Below are 16,436 nucleotides of genomic sequence, written 5' to 3' on the forward strand. Positions count from 1 at the left end.
AAAAATGCCGCTCACATGAGCGGCATTTTTTTGCCCGACGCAAATCCCCTGTGGGAGCGGGCTTGCCCGCGATGGCGATATGTCAGTCACCCTAGATATTGACTGTTCCGGCCTCATCGCGGGCAAGCCCGCTCCCACAGGGTTAGATGTGTTGCCGGAATCTCAGCGGTAATCGTCTACCGGGACACAGGCACAAAACAAATTGCGGTCGCCGTAAACATTGTCCACCCGGTTCACCACCGGCCAATATTTATGCGCCTTGGTGTGCGCATCGGGCGTCACGGCCTGTTCGATGCTGTAGGGCCGCTCCCAAATTCCGCTGATGTCGGCCAGGGTGTGCGGCGAACGTTTCAGCGGGTTGTCTTCGGCCGGCCAGTTGCCGTTCTGCACCTCGGTGATTTCCGCGCGGATGCTCAGCATCGCCCCGATAAACCGATCCAGCTCGGCCTTCGATTCACTCTCGGTCGGTTCGACCATCAACGTTCCCGGCACCGGAAATGACATGGTCGGGGCATGGAAGCCGTAGTCCATCAAGCGTTTGGCAACGTCCTCCTCGCTGATCCCGGTCAGGACCTTGAGCGGTCGCAAGTCGAGAATGCATTCGTGGGCTACCCGTTCGTTACGCCCGGTGTAAAGCACCGGGAACGCGCCGGACAGATGCTGCGCCAGGTAATTCGCGGCAAGGATCGCCACTTCGCTGGCGTCCGCCAGTTGCGGTCCCATCATGGCGATGTACATCCAGCTGATCGGCAGGATGCTCGCACTGCCCCAGGGCGCCGCGCTCACCGCGCCGTTCTGCGGCAACGGCCCGTCGATCGGCACCACCGGGTGATTGGCCACGAACGGCGCCAGATGGGCTCGCACACCAATCGGCCCCATCCCCGGCCCGCCGCCGCCGTGGGGAATGCAGAAAGTTTTGTGCAGGTTCATGTGGGAAACGTCGGCGCCAATGTCCGCCGGCCGTGTCAGCCCGACCTGGGCATTGAGGTTGGCGCCATCCATGTACACCTGGCCGCCGTGGCTGTGGATAACTTCACAGATTTCGCTGATGCCTTCCTCGTAGACGCCGTGAGTCGAAGGATACGTCGCCATCAGGCAGGCGAGTTTATCCCCCGCCGCCGCGGCTTTTTCCTTCAAGTCCTCCAGGTCGACGTTACCCGCTTCATCGCACTCGACGATCACCACGCGCATCCCGGCCATCTGCGCCGAAGCCGGATTGGTGCCGTGGGCCGAGGACGGGATCAGGCAAATATCCCGGGCGCCCTCATGGCGGCTCTCGTGGTATTTGCGGATCGCCAGCAAACCGGCGTACTCGCCCTGGGCCCCGGAGTTGGGTTGCATGCAGATCGCATCGAAACCGGTGATCGCGCACAGCCAGCGCTCCAGTTCCTCGATCATCAGCGAATAACCGAGCGCCTGCTCTTTCGGCACAAACGGGTGCAAATTGGCGAACTGTGGCCAAGTGATGGGGATCATTTCGCTGGTGGCGTTGAGCTTCATGGTGCAAGAGCCCAGCGGGATCATCGATTGATTGAGCGCCAGGTCCTTGTTTTCCAGTTGTTTGAGGTAACGCAGCATCTCGGTTTCGCTGTGATGGGCGTTGAACACCGGGTGACGCAAATACGGCGAGGTACGCAGCAGCCCGCTGGGAATGCCGGAAGCCAGGGTTTCGGCGTCCAGTTCGTCGACACTCAGCCCATGATCGGCGCCGAGGAACACATCGAACAACTTCGCCACGGTGGATTCATCAGAGGTTTCATCGAGGCTCAGGCCCAGTTGCCCGCGGCCGAGAATACGCAGGTTGATCTGCGCCGCCTGGGCACTTTCGATAATCGCGGTCTGAGTGCCACCAACCTCCAGGGTCAGGGTGTCGAAGAAATGCTGATTGAGTCGGCTGATACCGTTTCGCTCAAGACCGGCAGCAAGGATGCAGGTCAGCCGATGAACACGCTGGGCAATCCGTTTCAGCCCTTCCGGGCCATGGTAGACCGCGTAGAAACTGGCGATGTTGGCCAGCAATACCTGGGCGGTGCAGATGTTCGAGTTGGCCTTCTCCCGACGGATGTGTTGCTCGCGGGTTTGCAGGGCCATGCGCAATGCGGTGTTACCACGGGCATCTTTCGAGACGCCGATGATCCGTCCGGGAATCGCCCGTTTGTACTCATCGCGGCTGGCAAAAAACGCCGCGTGCGGCCCGCCGTAACCCATCGGCACGCCAAACCGCTGAGACGAACCGAACACCACGTCGGCACCCAACTCTCCCGGCGGCGTCAGCAACAGCAAACTCAACAGATCGGTAGCGACACAGGCCAGCGCCTGCTGGGCATGCAGGTGATCGATCAAGGGGCGAAGGTCGCGGATCTCGCCGTGGGTGTCGGGGTATTGCAGCAGCGCGCCGAACACCTGGTGCTGCTTCAAGTTATCCACAGCATCGATGATCAGCTCGAAGCCGAACCCTTCGGCACGGGTCTGCACCACGGAAATGGTCTGCGGATGACAGTTTTCGTCGACGAAGAACAGATTGCTTTTCGACTTGGCGACACGCTTGGCCAGCGCCATGGCTTCCGCCGCTGCGGTGGCCTCATCCAGCAGCGAAGCATTGGCCAGTTCCAGGCCCGTGAGGTCGATGGTCAGTTGCTGAAAATTCAGCAGCGCTTCGAGACGACCTTGGGCGATCTCCGGTTGATAGGGCGTGTAGGCGGTGTACCAACCGGGATTTTCCAGCACGTTGCGCAGGATGACGGCTGGCGTAAGCGTGCCGTGGTAGCCCATGCCGATCAGGCTGGTCCAGACCTGGTTCTGCTCGGCGTACCCCCGAAGTTTGGCCAGCGCGGCTTCTTCGTCGAGGGCTGGCGGCAGGTCGAGTGCCCGGTTCAGGCGAATTCCCGGGGGCACCGTCTGCTCGATCAACTCGACCCGGCTACCGAGGCCGAGGCTGTCGAGCATCGCCTGCTGCTCGGCGGCATCGGGCCCGAGATGGCGGCGAAGGAAGGCATTGGGGTCGCGTAACTGGCTCAAGGACGGCAACTGGGACATGACGGGCTCTCTCTTGACTGGCGCTCAACGTCGATGCAACTCGGTCAAAGCAGCATAGCAGTCGATGTCGCGGTGCCCTTGAAGATCAAAAGATCCTGATCTACAAGGCACAAAAAAGCCCCGACAGGTCGGGGCTTTGGGATGACGCTGAAAAGCTTACTCGCCGATGGCGGCCTTGTAGCCAGCCGCATCGAGCAGCTTGTCCAGGTCAGCCGTGTTGCTTGGCTTCAGCTTGAAGATCCAGGCACCGTACGGGTCGGTGTTGAGCGACTCAGGCGAAGCGCCCAGGTCTTCGTTGATCGCGATCACTTCACCGGCAATCGGGGAATAGATGTCGGAAGCGGCTTTAACCGACTCCACCACACCGGATTGATCACCGGCGGCGAAGACTTTTCCGACTTCGGTCAGTTCAACGAACACCACATCGCCCAAGGCTTCCTGAGCGTGATCGCTGATGCCCACGGTGACGGTGCCATCGGCTTCCAGACGGGCCCATTCGTGACTTTCGGCAAAACGCAGGTCGGCAGGGATATCGCTCATGTTCTGTGTCCTCAAGAAATTGTCAGCGGTCGTAGTCCGCCGGAAAAGGTTAGATCAAGGTTTTGCCATGGCGTACGAAGGTCGGTTTGACCACTCGGACCGGGTACCACTTGCCACGGATTTCCACTTCGGCGCGGTCGGCAGTTGCCATTGGCACGCGCGCCAGTGCTATCGACTTGCTAAGCGTAGGAGAGAAACTACCACTGGTGATCTCTCCTTCGCCAACATTGGCGATGCGGACCACTTGATGAGCGCGCAAAACCCCACGCTCCTCAAGGACCAGACCGACCAGTTTGTGCTGTATGCCACCCGCGCGTTCGGCTTCCAGGGCGGCGCGGCCAATGAACTGACGAGTGGCCGGTTCCCAGGCAATGCTCCAGGCCATGTTGGAGGCCAGCGGTGAAACATCCTGATGGATGTCCTGACCGTAGAGGTTCATCCCGGCTTCGACACGCAAGGTATCCCGTGCGCCAAGCCCGATGGGGGAAATGCCCGCGCCCACCAGGTCGTTGAAGAAACCCGGCGCCTGACTGGCCGGCAGAACGATTTCCAGACCGTCTTCGCCGGTGTAGCCGGTGCGGGCGATGAACCAGTCACCGTCCGGCTGGCCTTCGAACGGCTTGAGCAGCTGGATCAGGTTACCGCGAGACTGGGTCACCAGTTCGGCAATCTTGTGCCGGGCCTGCGGACCTTGAATGGCCAGCATCGCCAGCTCGGAGCGCTCGTTGAGCTGCACATCGAAGCCATCGAGGTGAGCCTGCATCCAGGCGAGGTCTTGGTTGCGAGTCGAGGCATTGACCACCAGACGATAACCCTCGTCGAGGCGATAGACGATCATGTCGTCGACGATGCCGCCGCGCTCGTTGAGCATGGTGCTGTACAAGGCACGGCCGGGGCTGTGCAGACGCTGGACGTCATTGGCCAGCAAATGCTGGAGCCAGGCTTTCGCCTGAGGGCCGCCGACATCGATCACGGTCATGTGGGATACATCGAAAACCCCGCAATCGCGGCGCACCTGATGGTGTTCCTCGACCTGCGAGCCGTAATGCAGAGGCATATCCCAACCGCCAAAATCGACCATCTTCGCGCCAAGGGCGAGATGAAGGTCATACAGAGGCGTACGCTGTCCCATGGGTTTCTCCTTCCGGGCGTGGCGAAGGTGCGGGCAGGTGCTTTACCGAGTGAAAGCCTTGAATTACAAGGCTTTCAGCCGATCTCAGCTACCGGGTCCGTAGGACGGACCGCACCGAATGCCGCGCATTGTAGCCTCAAGGTGTAGGACTGGCACCTAGGCGTTTCGATGCGCCGAACGTCGAATCAATCCGATGACCGGTAACAACCCGACCAAAACCAGGGTCAGTGCTGGCAACGACGCCCTCGCCCATTCCCCTTCGCTGGTCATTTCAAAGATGCGCACCGCCAGCGTGTCCCAGCCAAACGGGCGCATCAGCAGGGTCGCGGGCATTTCCTTGAGCACATCGACGAACACCAGCAACGCGGCGCTCAACGTGCCGGGCAGCAACAACGGCAGATACACTTTGAAAAACAACCGTGGCCCACTGACGCCAAGGCTACGTGCCGCTTCGGGCAAAGATGGCCGTATTCGCGCCAGACTGTTTTCCAGTGGCCCATACGCCACCGCGATGAACCGCACCAGATACGCCAGCAACAGCGCCGACAGACTGCCCAACAGCAACGGCTTGCCCGCGCCGCCGAGCCAACCCGACAACGGGATCACCAGCTCGCGGTCCAGGTAACTGAACGCCAGCATGATCGACACCGCCAGCACCGAACCGGGCAAGGCATAACCAAGATTGGCCAGGCTGACACCGGTGCGGATACCCCGCGTCGGCGCCAGTCGGCGGGCAAACGCCAGTACCAGGGCGACGCAGACCGTGATCACTGCCGCCATGCCGCCCAAATAGAGGGTGTGGACGATCAGCCCGGCGTAACGCTCGTCCAGATCGAAGCGCCCGCGCTGCCAGAACCACACCACCAGTTGCAGCATCGGAATGACGAAGGCGCAAGCGAACACCAGGCCGCACCAACTCATTGCCGCCAACGCCTTGAAACCGTGCAAGTGATACAGCGCCTTGACTCGCGGTCGCTCGTTACTTGCCCGGTTGGCCCCGCGCGCACGGCGCTCGCCGTACAACACGACCATCACCACCAGCAACAACAGGCTCGCCAGTTGCGCAGCGGTGGAGAGGCTGAAAAATCCGTACCAGGTTTTGTAGATGGCGGTGGTGAACGTGTCGAAATTGAACACCGACACCGCACCGAAATCCGCGAGGGTTTCCATCAACGCCAATGCCACGCCCGCGCCAATGGCTGGGCGCGCCATCGGTAAGGCGACGCGCCAGAACGCCTGCCACGGCGATTGGCCGAGAACCCGCGCCGCTTCCATCAGGCCTTTGCCCTGCGCCAGGAACGCGGTGCGCGCCAACAGGTAAACGTAGGGATAGAACACCAGCACCAGAACGAGGATGACCCCGCCGGTGGAGCGCACTCTCGGCAGCCGCAGCCCGCTGCCGAACCATTCCCGCATCAACGTTTGAACGGGGCCGGCGAAATCCAGCAGGCCGACGAAGACAAACGCCAGCACGTAGGCGGGAATCGCAAACGGCAGCATCAGCGCCCAGTCCAGCCAGCGCCGACCGGGGAATTCGCAGAGGCTGGTCAGCCAGGCAAGGCTCACGCCCAACAGCGTTACGCCGATACCGACGCCGAGCACCAGGGTCAGGGTGTTGCCCAGCAAGCGTGGCATCTGGGTGTCCCACAGGTGGGACCAGATTTGCTGATCGATGGTTTGCCAGGAGAGAAACAACACGCTCAGGGGCAGCAGGACCAGCGCAGCAATGGCGAAGACCAGGGGATACCAGCGACGTTGGGCGGGGTGGGCCAAGGAAGGTCTCTCGCGGATAAATCGTGAATTTCAGGAAAAACGCAAAAAGATCGCAGCCTCGTTTCACTCGACAGCTCCTACAGGGGTCCGCTATCCCAATGTAGGAGCTGTCGTTGAAACGAGGCTGCGATCTTTTGATCTTTAACGCGCGAGACTCAGTTCCAACCTGCCCGATCCATCATCCGAATCGCTTCAGCCTGACGCTTGCCGGCAATTTCCACCGGCAAGGTATCGGCGACAAACTTGCCCCAGCCCGCCACTTCAGCGGAAGGTTGAACCGCTGGGTTGGCCGGGAATTCCTGGTTCACATCCGCGAAAATCTTTTGCGCTTCCGGCGTGGTCATCCACTCCACCAACGCCTTGGCCGCTTCCGGGTGCGGCGCATGTTTGGTCAGGCCAATGCCCGACAGGTTGACGTGCACGCCACGGTCACCCTGGTTTGGCCAGAACAGCTTCACCGCCAGGTCCGGCTTCTGCTTGTGCAGGCGGCCGTAGTAGTAGGTGTTGACGATGCCGACGTCACACTGGCCGGCGTTGATCGCTTCCAGCACCGCAACGTCATCGGAGAACACGTCGGTGGACAGGTTGCTCACCCAGCCCTTGAGGATCTTTTCGGTTTTATCGGCGCCATGCACTTCGATCATTGTGGCGGTCAGCGACTGGTTGTAGACCTTCTTCGCCGTACGCAGGCACAGGCGGCCTTCCCATTGCTTGTCGGCCAGACCTTCGTAGGTGGTCAACTCACCCGGTTTCACTCGATCGGTGGAGTAAGCGATGGTCCGCGCCCGCAGGCTCAGGCCGGTCCAGGCGTGAGAGAACGCGCGGTACTGCAGCGGGATGTTGGCATCGATCACTTTCGAGGTGAACGGCTGGAGGATGCCCATCTGCTCGGCTTGCCAGAGGTTACCGGCATCGACGGTGAGCAGCAGGTCGGCGGTAGCGTTCTCGCCCTCGGCCTTGATGCGCTGCATCAGCGGCGCTTCCTTGTCGGTGATGAACTTCACCTGCACACCGGTTTTCGCGGTGTAGGCATCGAAGACTGGCTTGATCAGCTCGTCGATACGCGAGGAGTAAACCACTACTTCGTCGGCGGCCTGGGCGGCGGTGCTGCCAATCAGGGTCAGGGCCAGTGCGGTCAGTAGACGCTTCGGTGCCAACATGGGAGCGGTCTCTCGATTGAAAATTGAAGCCAAATGATAAGGACTCACATTTTCCTTCTCAATCGAACAGTTCGCGGGTGCGTTACCAGATGTTGCATGGCCAGGGATCTGCGGTGAATGTGCTCGCGAAGAGGCCATCGGCCCCAATAAAGATGTCAGGCCTTGGCCAGCGCCGGCAAATCCCCGGTCAACCCCAGCGCCTCACGCACAAACAACGCCTTGGCTTCCGGCATCTGATCGACGATCTTCAACCCGGCATTGCGCAACCAGCGCACCGGCAGCGGATCCGCCTGGAACAACCGCTCAAACCCCTCCATCGCCGCCATCAACGCCAGGTTGTGGGGCATGCGTCGTCGCTCGTAACGACTGAGCACCTTCACATCCGCCAGACACTCGCCCCGCGCGGCTGCTTGCAACAGCACTTCGGCCAATACGGCGGCATCGAGGAAACCCAGGTTCACGCCCTGCCCGGCCAGCGGGTGAATGGTGTGCGCTGCGTCGCCGATCAACGCCAGGCCTTGCGCCACATAACGCTTGGCGTGGCGCTGACGCAGCGGCACGCACAGACGCGGGTCAGCGCTGAGCACGTTGCCGAGTCGGCCTTCAAAGGCGCGCTCCAGTTCTTTGCAGAAGCCGTCGTCATCCAGCGCCATCAGGCGTTCGGCTTCACTTGGGGTCGTCGACCAGACAATCGAACACCAATCCTGCTGACCATCGCGCTCCAGCGGCAGGAACGCCAGCGGACCGTTATCGGTGAAACGCTGCCAGGCCGTCATCTGATGAGGCATTGAGCTGCGCACGCTGGTGACAATCGCATGGTGCAAGTAATCCCACTCACGCGTCGCCACGCCAGTCAGGCGCCGCACGGCCGAGTTGGCGCCATCCGCTGCAATCACCAGCGGTGCGCGCAGTGTGCGGCCATCGGCCAGGGTCAGCAGCCAGTCGTCGCCGGAACGGCGCATCTGTTCCAGGCGCGCATTGGCCAGCATCCCGAGGTCGCAGTCGTGCAAACGGTCGAGCAAGGCGTCCTGAACCACGCGGTTCTCGACAATGTGCCCAAGCACGTCGGCATGCACGCTGGCCGCCGAGAAATGAATCTGCCCGGTGCCGCTGCCGTCCCACACCTGCATGTCGGTGTAAGGACTGCTGCGCCGATTGGAGATGCCGTCCCAGACGCCCAGGCGCTCAAGAATCCGCTGGCTGGCCGCCGACAAGGCGCTCACTCGCGGCTCGAACGACGCCTGAACATCAAACGGTTTGACGCTCAGGGGGCTGCCGTCCAGCAGCAGGACTTCCAGCCCGCTGTCCTGCAACGCCAGCGCCAGGGCGCTGCCGACCATTCCGGCCCCGACAATCAGCAGATCTGCGCGCATTTCCATGCTTTATGCCTGTCTCGCTTGCGGCTTGCACCGCACGTAAAGGGGTTTTTCGACCGGCGCCGCCAAGGGGCCCGCGCCGTCGTGAATATCGACCTGCAATCGCGGCAGAGAGTGGGCGTTAACCCGCCACTCAAGCATCGGGACGCGTACCCAAGCCCATGGCCTGCCGGGCGAACCAGCGTTTGGCCGGAGGCAGCAGATCAAGGCCGAGCAGGCCGAGGTTGCGCCCCAGGGACACCAGCGGCTGGGTGCTGCCGAACAAACGCGTGACCTGATCGGAGAAGCCGACGGTCAGGTTCTGATCCATGCGCTGACGCTCGCGGTAAGTCTGCAAGGTCGCAAAGTCGCCGGGCGAGGTCTCGCTGGCAAGCAACGCGTCGGCCAAGGCCTGGGCATCACGCAGCGACAGGTTGAAACCCTGGCCGGCAATCGGGTGCAAGCTGTGGGCGGCGTTGCCAAGAATCGCCAGATGCGGACGCACCTGCTCTTCGGCCTCGATCAAGGTCAGCGGGTACAAATGCCGCGCGCCAACCTGCTTCAAGGTGCCGAGGCGATAACCGAACACGCCCTGCAACTCGCTGAGAAAGCTTTTTTCATCAAGGGCCGCCAGTCGCTGCGCGTCCATCCCCAGACGGGTCCAGACCAGCGCGCAGCGGTTTTCCGGCAGTGGCAACAAGGCCATCGGGCCGTCGTCGGTGAAACGTTCGAAGGCCATGCCGTTGTGCGCTTCACTCGGGGTGATGTTGGCGATCAGCGCGCTCTGGTTGTACGGGCGCTTTTTGATGCCGATTCCCAGTTGCTCGCGCAGGCCGGAGCGGCCGCCATCAGCGAGCACCGCGAGGTCGCATTCCAGGGTGGTTTCATCGTTGAGAGTCAGGCGATAGCCGTCGGTCAGCGGCTCCATGCGCGTGACTTCCGCCGGGCAACGCCAACTGATCACGTCCTTGTCCAGGCCTTGCCACAGGCATTGGCCGAGCCAGGCGTTTTCCACCACGTAACCCAGCGCCGGAACGCCCTCTTCCATCGCCGACAGTCGCGCCGTGGAAAAACGCCCACGGTCGGAGACATGTATCTGCTTGATCGGCTCGGCGCGGCGGGAGATTTCCTGCCACACGCCCAGCCGTTGATAAATCTGCTTGGCCCCGTAGGACAGCGCCGAAGAGCGGGCGTCGTAGCTCGGCTGATAAGTGTCGCCCGGCGCGAACGGTTCGATCAGTACGATCTTCCAGCCACGGGCCTTGGCCCCGGCCTGCAAGGCCAACGCCAGACTGGCCCCCACGAGACCGCCACCGATGATGGCCAGATTGACTCGACTCATGCCGCTTGTGCCCGTGCGGCGGCCATCAAGGCCTCGATCTCGGCGACCGTTTTCGGCACGCCTTTGGTCAATATTTCACAACCGGTCTTGGTCACCACTACGTCGTCCTCGATGCGCACACCAATGCCGCGCCATTTCTTCGCCACGTTCTGGTTGTCCGGGGCGATGTAGATGCCCGGCTCCACGGTCAGCGCCATGCCGACTTCCAGCACGCGCCATTCACCGCCGACCTTGTACTCGCCGACGTCATGCACATCCATGCCCAGCCAGTGGCCGGCGCGGTGCATGTAAAACGCTTTGTAGGCTTCGCTGGCGATCAATTCGTCGACGTCGCCCTGCAACAGGCCCAGCTTCACCAGACCGCTCGTAATCACTTGAACCGTGGCTTCGTGTGCCTGGTTCCAGTGCTTGTTCGGGGCGATTTGGGCAAATGCGGCTTCTTGTGAAGCCAGCACCAGTTCATAGATCGCCTTCTGTTCCGCCGAGTACTTGCCGTTGACCGGCCAGGTGCGGGTGATGTCGCTGGCGTAGCAGTCGATCTCGCAACCGGCGTCGATCAGCACCAGGTCACCGTCCTTGAGCACCGCGTCATTCTGCTGGTAATGCAGGATGCAGCTGTTGCGCCCCGACGCGACAATCGAACCGTAGGCCGGCATCTTCGCCCCGCCCCGGCGGAACTCGTAGTCGAGCTCGGCTTCGAGGCTGAACTCATGCAGCCCGGCGCGGCTGGCCTGCATCGCACGGATATGCGCCTGGGCGGAAATCCGCGCAGCCTCGCGCATCACCTTCACTTCTGCCGCCGATTTATACAGGCGCATGTCATGCAGCAGATGATCCAGGGCAACGAATTCGTTCGGTGGCTGGGCGCCAAGGTGCGCCTTGGAGCGGATCACGTTGATCCAGTCCATCAGGTGCCGGTCGAATTCCGGGTTGCTGCCCATCGCCGAATACACCCGGTCACGCCCTTCGATCAGGCCCGGCAGGATGTCGTCGATGTCGGTGATAGGGAATGCGTCGTCGGCGCCAAAGTCACGGATCGCGCCTTCCTGGCCGGCGCGCAAGCCGTCCCACAACTCGCGTTCGGCGTTGCGCTCACGGCAGAACAGCAGGTATTCGCCATGCTCACGGCCGGGCATCAGCACGATGGCGGCCTGTGGCTCAGGGAAACCGCTGAGGTACTGGAAGTCGCTGTCCTGGCGATAGACGTGCTCGACGTCACGGTTACGAATGGCCACCGCGGCGGCAGGCAGGATGGCGATGCTGTTGGGTTCCATCTGCGCCATCAGGGCCTTGCGGCGACGGCTGTATTCCGATTTCGGGATATGAATCATGGGCAGATGGCTTTTCCTGGCTCGCGATTAATGCAACGACGGTTTGGCGGCAGCCGGCGCGTCCGGTTTCCTGGTTTCACTGAACAGCAGCAGCGGCGCGACGCGCAGGTATTCCATGACTTCCATGTAGTCGCTCTCGCCGTCGTCGGACTCTTCGAGCGCGTCTTGCACCTGGGCGATGGCCGCCAGGTCTTGCAGCACTTCGGTGGCCTCGGTGCTGAGCATGCTGCTGTCACGGCAGTTCAAGCCGAAACCGCTGAGGAAGCCCTGGCACCATTGGCCCAGTGCGGCGGCACGATCAGTCAGCGGCTCGTCATCCGTCGGCAGCAGCAGAACGACGGTCACATCGTCACCGGTGAGTTCACCCTTGACCATCTCCTGCAAGCCGATCAGGGCATTGCGGACATTATCTTGCGGCTCGCTTTCGAGCAGCTCGGCGGCATCGATCAACCAGCCTTCGGCATCGAAGCCGGCACCGGCGCAACTGCGGCCGAGCAACAGGCCATGCAGTTCGGCAGGCGAGACGTTATGACCGCTGGAAGTGAGCAGGGTGGCGAAGGCTTGGTACGGAGAATTCTGAATGGGCATGGGCAGCTAGGCGCCAGACGGCGCTATGTCTAGAATGAAGGCCTTGTATCCTACATCGACTACCCCTGTAGGAGCGAGCTTGCTCGCGATGGTCGCCAACGATAGCGCTGAGTACCTGACACCCCGCGGCGTTCTCGGGTTCATCGCGAGCAAGCTCGCTCCTACAGTCCGACACCCATCAGACAGTGAAGACAATGGAAGACACCGACCTGCAAGCGCTGATGGCCAGACTCGAACTGCTAATTAGCCGAGTCGAGCAACTAAAGAGTCAAAACGGACTCCTATTAGCTCAGGAAAAGACCTGGCGCGAGGAACGCGCTCACCTCATTGAAAAGAACGAAATCGCCCGGCGTAAGGTCGAATCAATGATTTCGCGCCTCAAGGCCCTGGAGCAAGACTCATGAGTTCAAGCAATAGCGTTACCGTGCAGATCCTCGACAAAGAATATTCGATCATCTGCCCCCAGGAAGAGCGCAGCAATCTGGTGAGCGCCGCCCGTTACCTGGACGGCAAGATGCGCGAAATCCGCAGCAGCGGCAAAGTCATCGGTGCCGATCGCATCGCCGTGATGGCCGCGCTGAACATCACCCACGACCTGCTGCACAAGGAAGAACGCCCGGATGTACAGGCCAGCGGCTCGACTCGCGAGCAGGTTCGCGACCTGCTGGACCGTGTCGATCTGGTGCTCGCAACCGATCCGGACGTCACCAAGGGCTGAAACGTGAAACGGCTTGGGGTATACTCGCTTCACTCCCTGGGGTGCTTGCCAGTTGACCACGTCCCTGAGCCGATTCGCACTACCCTGGAAGTTGCACGTTGGGCTGGTGTGCATGTCCGCTAGACGGAAAGCCTTAAAGCCTACTGCATCTTCCACCTTGAACTTTCGGGTTCAAGGGCTAAGTCAGCAGCGGTTCATCCGGGGAGCCTGATTCCAATCCGATGCCGGTTTAAATACCGGCATCGGCTTTTTTACGGGTACGCTTCATGGACTCATCCCGCGAGCCCGAATTCATGACCGAACCTGCGCTGCTACCCCGACCGCAACTTCGACGCATGCTGCGCAAGGCCCGCCGCGCACTGACACCCAGTCAGCAGCGCCAGGCCGCTCACGGGTTGTACAAGCAATTGGCCCAGCAACCGCTGTTCCGCCGCGCAAAACATATCTCTCTTTACCTGCCCACCGACGGTGAAATCGATCCGCGCGTGCTGCTGCGTGCCGCGCAACGTCGAGGCAAGGCCACCTACCTGCCGGTACTCAGCGCCTGGCCGCGAACCAAAATGGTGTTCCAGCGGATTCGCCCCGGTGAAAAACTCAAACCCAACCGCTTCCGCATTCTCGAACCCCTGCACAACCTCGCCCGGCAACGCAAAGTCTGGGCGCTGGACCTGGTGTTGCTGCCATTGGTAGGTTTTGACGATGTCGGCGGGCGCCTGGGCATGGGCGGTGGTTTCTACGACCGGAGCCTGGCGTACCTGGCGCGGCGCAAAAACTGGCGCAAGCCGACGTTGCTGGGGCTGGCCCATGAATGTCAGAAGGTCGAACGATTGGCTCAGGCGAGCTGGGATGTGCCGTTGCAAGGAACGGTGACAGACAAGGCGTGGTATTTCGCAGGCTAGACGCCACTGGAGTCAGCGGCGTCGAAAAGACCGATCAGCGCTTGAAGGCTGACGGCTGTTGTTGCTGGGCGATTTCGATCGGTGCGTCGGTCGTGTTGTTCCATAAGCTTTGGGCATAGCCGGTGGTCACGACGCCGAGGCCGAACAAAATAACCAAAATCCATAGTAAATCCGGTTTGCGTTTCATCGATTGCCCCCCAAAGGCACATCAACACGATGACAGCAGCGGTTTCCGTTGTAGGCCGTGCAGCAGCGTCAAGCTTAGAAGGCCGGCATTTTGCGACAACGTGAACCGACACGCAAACGCTGGCGTCAACCGACTGTCGGTTTGTCATAAAATTGACCGACAACTTGCCCACTCACCCCGCAAGGAGCAAAAACCATGGCGTATTGGCTGATGAAATCCGAGCCCGACGAACTCTCGATCAAAGGTCTGGAGAAGCTGGGCACAGCGCGCTGGGACGGGGTTCGCAACTATCAGGCGCGTAACTTTTTGCGGGCCATGGCCGCCGGTGACGAATTTTTCTTTTATCACTCCAGCTGCCCCGAGCCGGGAATAGCCGGGATCGGGAAGATTGTCGAAGCCGCGTATCCGGACCCGACGGCGCTGGAGCCTGAGAGTCATTATTTTGATCCGAAGGCCACACCCGAGAAAAACGCCTGGAGCGCGATCGATGTCGCGCATGTCGAGACGTTTTCCAGGGTGTTGAAGCTGGATTACCTGAAACAGCAGACGGCACTGGCCGAGATGCCGCTGGTGCAGAAAGGCTCGCGACTGTCGGTGATGCCGGTGACGGCCGAGCAGTGGGCGGCGGTGATCGCGTTAAAGCCTTGAGATTTGTAGCGGCTGCAAAAATGCTATCGCGAGCAGGCTCGCTCCCACAGGGGCTCTTCAGTGAATGCAATTTTTGCATCACACCCAAAACCTGTGGGAGCGAGCCTGCTCGCGATGAGGCCAGCCCGGACAGCGAAAGTCTTACTGGATGATGAGGTTGTTGAACAACAAATCCTCAACCACCGGCTGACCGGTTTCGTCGTTCATTATTTGCTGGGTCTGCTTCAATGCTTCCTGACGCAGCTTTTCCTTGGCCTCGACATTGTTCATCGCCTCGGTCGTCTGCTGGGCAAACAGCGCCACCAGCTGATTACGAATCAACGGTTCGTTGGCCTTCACCAGTTTGGTCGCCTCTTCCCCGGTGACCCGCAAGGCTACATCGGCCTTGTAGACCTTGAGCTTCGGCGTGCCGTCCAGCCCGTAGTTGCCCACGAACGGCGGGCTCAAGGTGATGTAATTGACCTTCGGCGCCGAACCTTCTTTGGCTTCTTCGGCCACTGCTGCCACAGGCAGAGACAGGGCCAGCAACAACATGATCCACGCTTTCACAATTCGCTCCTTATCCGGTTTGCGGCCAAGCATAACGACCCGCCGCGCTAGCACAAGCTTATGGCTGACTATCAGGGTCGGGCATGCTCGTTGACCCGTCGACTCACACACCTACACTTATCGGCCATCACTCCCAAAGGAATAGCCCTGATGAAAGCCGTGCTGTGCAAAGCCTTCGGCCCTGCCGAATCGCTGGTGCTGGAAGACGTCGCCAGTCCTGTCGCGAAGAAGAATGAAATCCTGCTGGACGTGCACGCCGCCGGGGTAAATTTCCCGGACACGCTGATCATCGAGGGCAAATACCAGTTCAAGCCGCCCTTCCCGTTTTCGCCGGGCGGTGAAGCGGCAGGGGTCGTCAGTGCGGTGGGTGAAAAGGTCAGCCACCTTAAAGTCGGCGACCGGGTCATGGCCCTGACCGGCTGGGGCAGCTTCGCCGAACAGGTCGCGGTGCCGGGCTACAACGTGCTGCCGATCCCGCCGTCGATGGATTTCAACACTGCCGCCGCGTTCAGCATGACCTACGGCACCTCGATGCACGCACTCAAGCAACGGGCCAATCTGCAACCCGGTGAAACCCTGCTGGTACTGGGCGCCTCCGGCGGTGTCGGCCTGGCTGCCGTGGAAATCGGCAAAGCCATGGGCGCCCGCGTGATCGCCGCCGCCAGCAGCGCCGAAAAACTCGCCGTGGCCAAGGCGGCCGGCGCCGATGAGCTGATCAACTACAGCGAAACCAGCCTCAAGGACGAAATCAAGCGCCTGACGGATGGCCAGGGTGCCGACGTGATCTACGACCCGGTGGGCGGCGACCTGTTCGACCAGGCCATCCGTGCGATCGCCTGGAATGGTCGGTTGCTGGTGGTCGGCTTCGCCAGTGGACGCATCCCGGAACTGCCAGTGAACCTGGCGCTGCTCAAGGGTGCAGCGGTGGTCGGCGTGTTCTGGGGTTCGTTCGCCCAGCGCCAGCCACAAGACAACGCGGCGAACTTCGAGCAGTTGTTTGGCTGGTTTGCCGAGGGCAAGTTGAAGCCGCTGGTGTCGCAGGTGTATCCGCTGAGCGATGCGGCGCAAGCCATCAATGATCTGGGCCAGCGTAAAGCGGTCGGGAAAGTGGTGGTTCAGGTTCACTGAGGCTGATGACGCCTTCGCCGGCAAGCCTGGCTCCTACAGGTGTTGTGCAA

Annotated in this window: 16 protein-coding genes, 1 other RNA gene and 1 pseudogene; 6 read left to right on the forward strand and 12 right to left on the reverse strand. The window is 61.2% G+C overall.

Annotation, left to right across the window (positions count from 1 at the left end):
* Positions 1-162: 162 nt before the first annotated feature.
* The 10 genes and pseudogenes from gcvP to ACA057_RS30150 form a co-directional block, all read right to left on the reverse strand.
* Entirely contained in the window at positions 163-3,036 is a 2,874-nt protein-coding gene (gcvP, locus tag ACA057_RS30105; protein ID WP_497344596.1) for an aminomethyl-transferring glycine dehydrogenase, read from the reverse strand.
* A 156-nt stretch (positions 3,037-3,192) separates the two neighbouring features.
* Complete coding sequence (gene gcvH / locus ACA057_RS30110) at positions 3,193-3,576, reverse strand: glycine cleavage system protein GcvH (protein WP_059407245.1); 384 nt, start codon at positions 3,574-3,576, stop codon at positions 3,193-3,195.
* 49 nt (positions 3,577-3,625) lie between these two features.
* Positions 3,626-4,708, reverse strand: a complete 1,083-nt coding sequence (gcvT, locus tag ACA057_RS30115; RefSeq protein ID WP_497344598.1) for a glycine cleavage system aminomethyltransferase GcvT — start codon at positions 4,706-4,708, stop codon at positions 3,626-3,628.
* Between the two features lie 156 nt (positions 4,709-4,864).
* Positions 4,865-6,481 (reverse strand): ABC transporter permease, encoded by a 1,617-nt coding sequence (locus ACA057_RS30120; RefSeq protein ID WP_497344600.1) that lies wholly within the window; start codon positions 6,479-6,481, stop codon positions 4,865-4,867.
* Positions 6,482-6,636: 155 nt separating this feature from the next.
* On the reverse strand, positions 6,637-7,641 hold the full coding sequence (locus tag ACA057_RS30125) for an extracellular solute-binding protein (protein WP_497344602.1): 1,005 nt from the start codon (positions 7,639-7,641) through the stop codon (positions 6,637-6,639).
* 155 nt (positions 7,642-7,796) lie between these two features.
* On the reverse strand, positions 7,797-9,014 hold the full coding sequence (locus tag ACA057_RS30130; protein ID WP_497350056.1) for a 2-octaprenyl-3-methyl-6-methoxy-1,4-benzoquinol hydroxylase: 1,218 nt from the start codon (positions 9,012-9,014) through the stop codon (positions 7,797-7,799).
* Between the two features lie 9 nt (positions 9,015-9,023).
* Positions 9,024-9,128: pseudogene (locus tag ACA057_RS30135) on the reverse strand (tetrameric acyl-CoA thioesterase); the annotation flags it as partial.
* Positions 9,129-9,150: 22 nt separating this feature from the next.
* On the reverse strand, positions 9,151-10,338 hold the full coding sequence (ubiH, locus tag ACA057_RS30140; RefSeq protein WP_497344604.1) for a 2-octaprenyl-6-methoxyphenyl hydroxylase: 1,188 nt from the start codon (positions 10,336-10,338) through the stop codon (positions 9,151-9,153).
* Positions 10,335-11,669 carry a Xaa-Pro aminopeptidase gene (pepP, locus tag ACA057_RS30145; RefSeq protein WP_497344606.1) on the reverse strand — a complete coding sequence of 445 codons (1,335 nt, stop codon included), beginning with the start codon at positions 11,667-11,669 and terminating at the stop codon, positions 10,335-10,337. The genes ubiH and pepP overlap by 4 nt, the downstream gene beginning before the upstream one ends.
* Positions 11,670-11,696: 27 nt before the next feature.
* On the reverse strand, positions 11,697-12,257 hold the full coding sequence (locus tag ACA057_RS30150) for a YecA/YgfB family protein (protein WP_497344608.1): 561 nt from the start codon (positions 12,255-12,257) through the stop codon (positions 11,697-11,699).
* Positions 12,258-12,451: 194 nt separating this feature from the next.
* On the opposite strand from ACA057_RS30150, the gene ACA057_RS30155 reads away from it, so the two are divergent.
* The 4 genes from ACA057_RS30155 (at position 12,452) to ACA057_RS30170 (ending at position 13,874) form a co-directional block, all read left to right on the forward strand.
* Positions 12,452-12,661 carry a TIGR02449 family protein gene (locus tag ACA057_RS30155; RefSeq protein WP_007942437.1) on the forward strand — a complete coding sequence of 70 codons (210 nt, stop codon included), beginning with the start codon at positions 12,452-12,454 and terminating at the stop codon, positions 12,659-12,661.
* On the forward strand, positions 12,658-12,975 hold the full coding sequence (locus ACA057_RS30160; protein ID WP_007942435.1) for a cell division protein ZapA: 318 nt from the start codon (positions 12,658-12,660) through the stop codon (positions 12,973-12,975). The genes ACA057_RS30155 and ACA057_RS30160 overlap by 4 nt, the downstream gene beginning before the upstream one ends.
* A 30-nt stretch (positions 12,976-13,005) precedes the next feature.
* A non-coding RNA gene (gene ssrS, locus ACA057_RS30165) (6S RNA) lies at positions 13,006-13,184 on the forward strand.
* 84 nt (positions 13,185-13,268) lie between these two features.
* Positions 13,269-13,874 carry a 5-formyltetrahydrofolate cyclo-ligase gene (locus tag ACA057_RS30170; RefSeq protein WP_401356153.1) on the forward strand — a complete coding sequence of 202 codons (606 nt, stop codon included), beginning with the start codon at positions 13,269-13,271 and terminating at the stop codon, positions 13,872-13,874.
* Positions 13,875-13,908: 34 nt separating this feature from the next.
* Here the strand turns inward: ACA057_RS30170 and ACA057_RS30175 are convergent, their stop codons facing one another.
* The gene (locus ACA057_RS30175) at positions 13,909-14,061 is read right to left on the reverse strand and encodes a hypothetical protein (RefSeq protein WP_497344610.1); all 153 of its coding nucleotides are present in this window, start codon (positions 14,059-14,061) and stop codon (positions 13,909-13,911) included.
* Between the two features lie 195 nt (positions 14,062-14,256).
* On the opposite strand from ACA057_RS30175, the gene ACA057_RS30180 reads away from it, so the two are divergent.
* Positions 14,257-14,709, forward strand: a complete 453-nt coding sequence (locus tag ACA057_RS30180) for an EVE domain-containing protein (RefSeq protein WP_497344612.1) — start codon at positions 14,257-14,259, stop codon at positions 14,707-14,709.
* Between the two features lie 141 nt (positions 14,710-14,850).
* Here the strand turns inward: ACA057_RS30180 and ACA057_RS30185 are convergent, their stop codons facing one another.
* Complete coding sequence (locus ACA057_RS30185) at positions 14,851-15,258, reverse strand: flagellar basal body-associated protein FliL (protein WP_497344614.1); 408 nt, start codon at positions 15,256-15,258, stop codon at positions 14,851-14,853.
* Between the two features lie 150 nt (positions 15,259-15,408).
* On the opposite strand from ACA057_RS30185, the gene ACA057_RS30190 reads away from it, so the two are divergent.
* Positions 15,409-16,386: an NADPH:quinone oxidoreductase family protein gene (locus tag ACA057_RS30190; RefSeq protein WP_497344616.1), complete on the forward strand. Its 978-nt coding sequence runs from the start codon at positions 15,409-15,411 to the stop codon at positions 16,384-16,386.
* Positions 16,387-16,436: the final 50 nt, after the last annotated feature.

The organism is Pseudomonas sp. LBUM1661 (assembly GCF_059695925.1).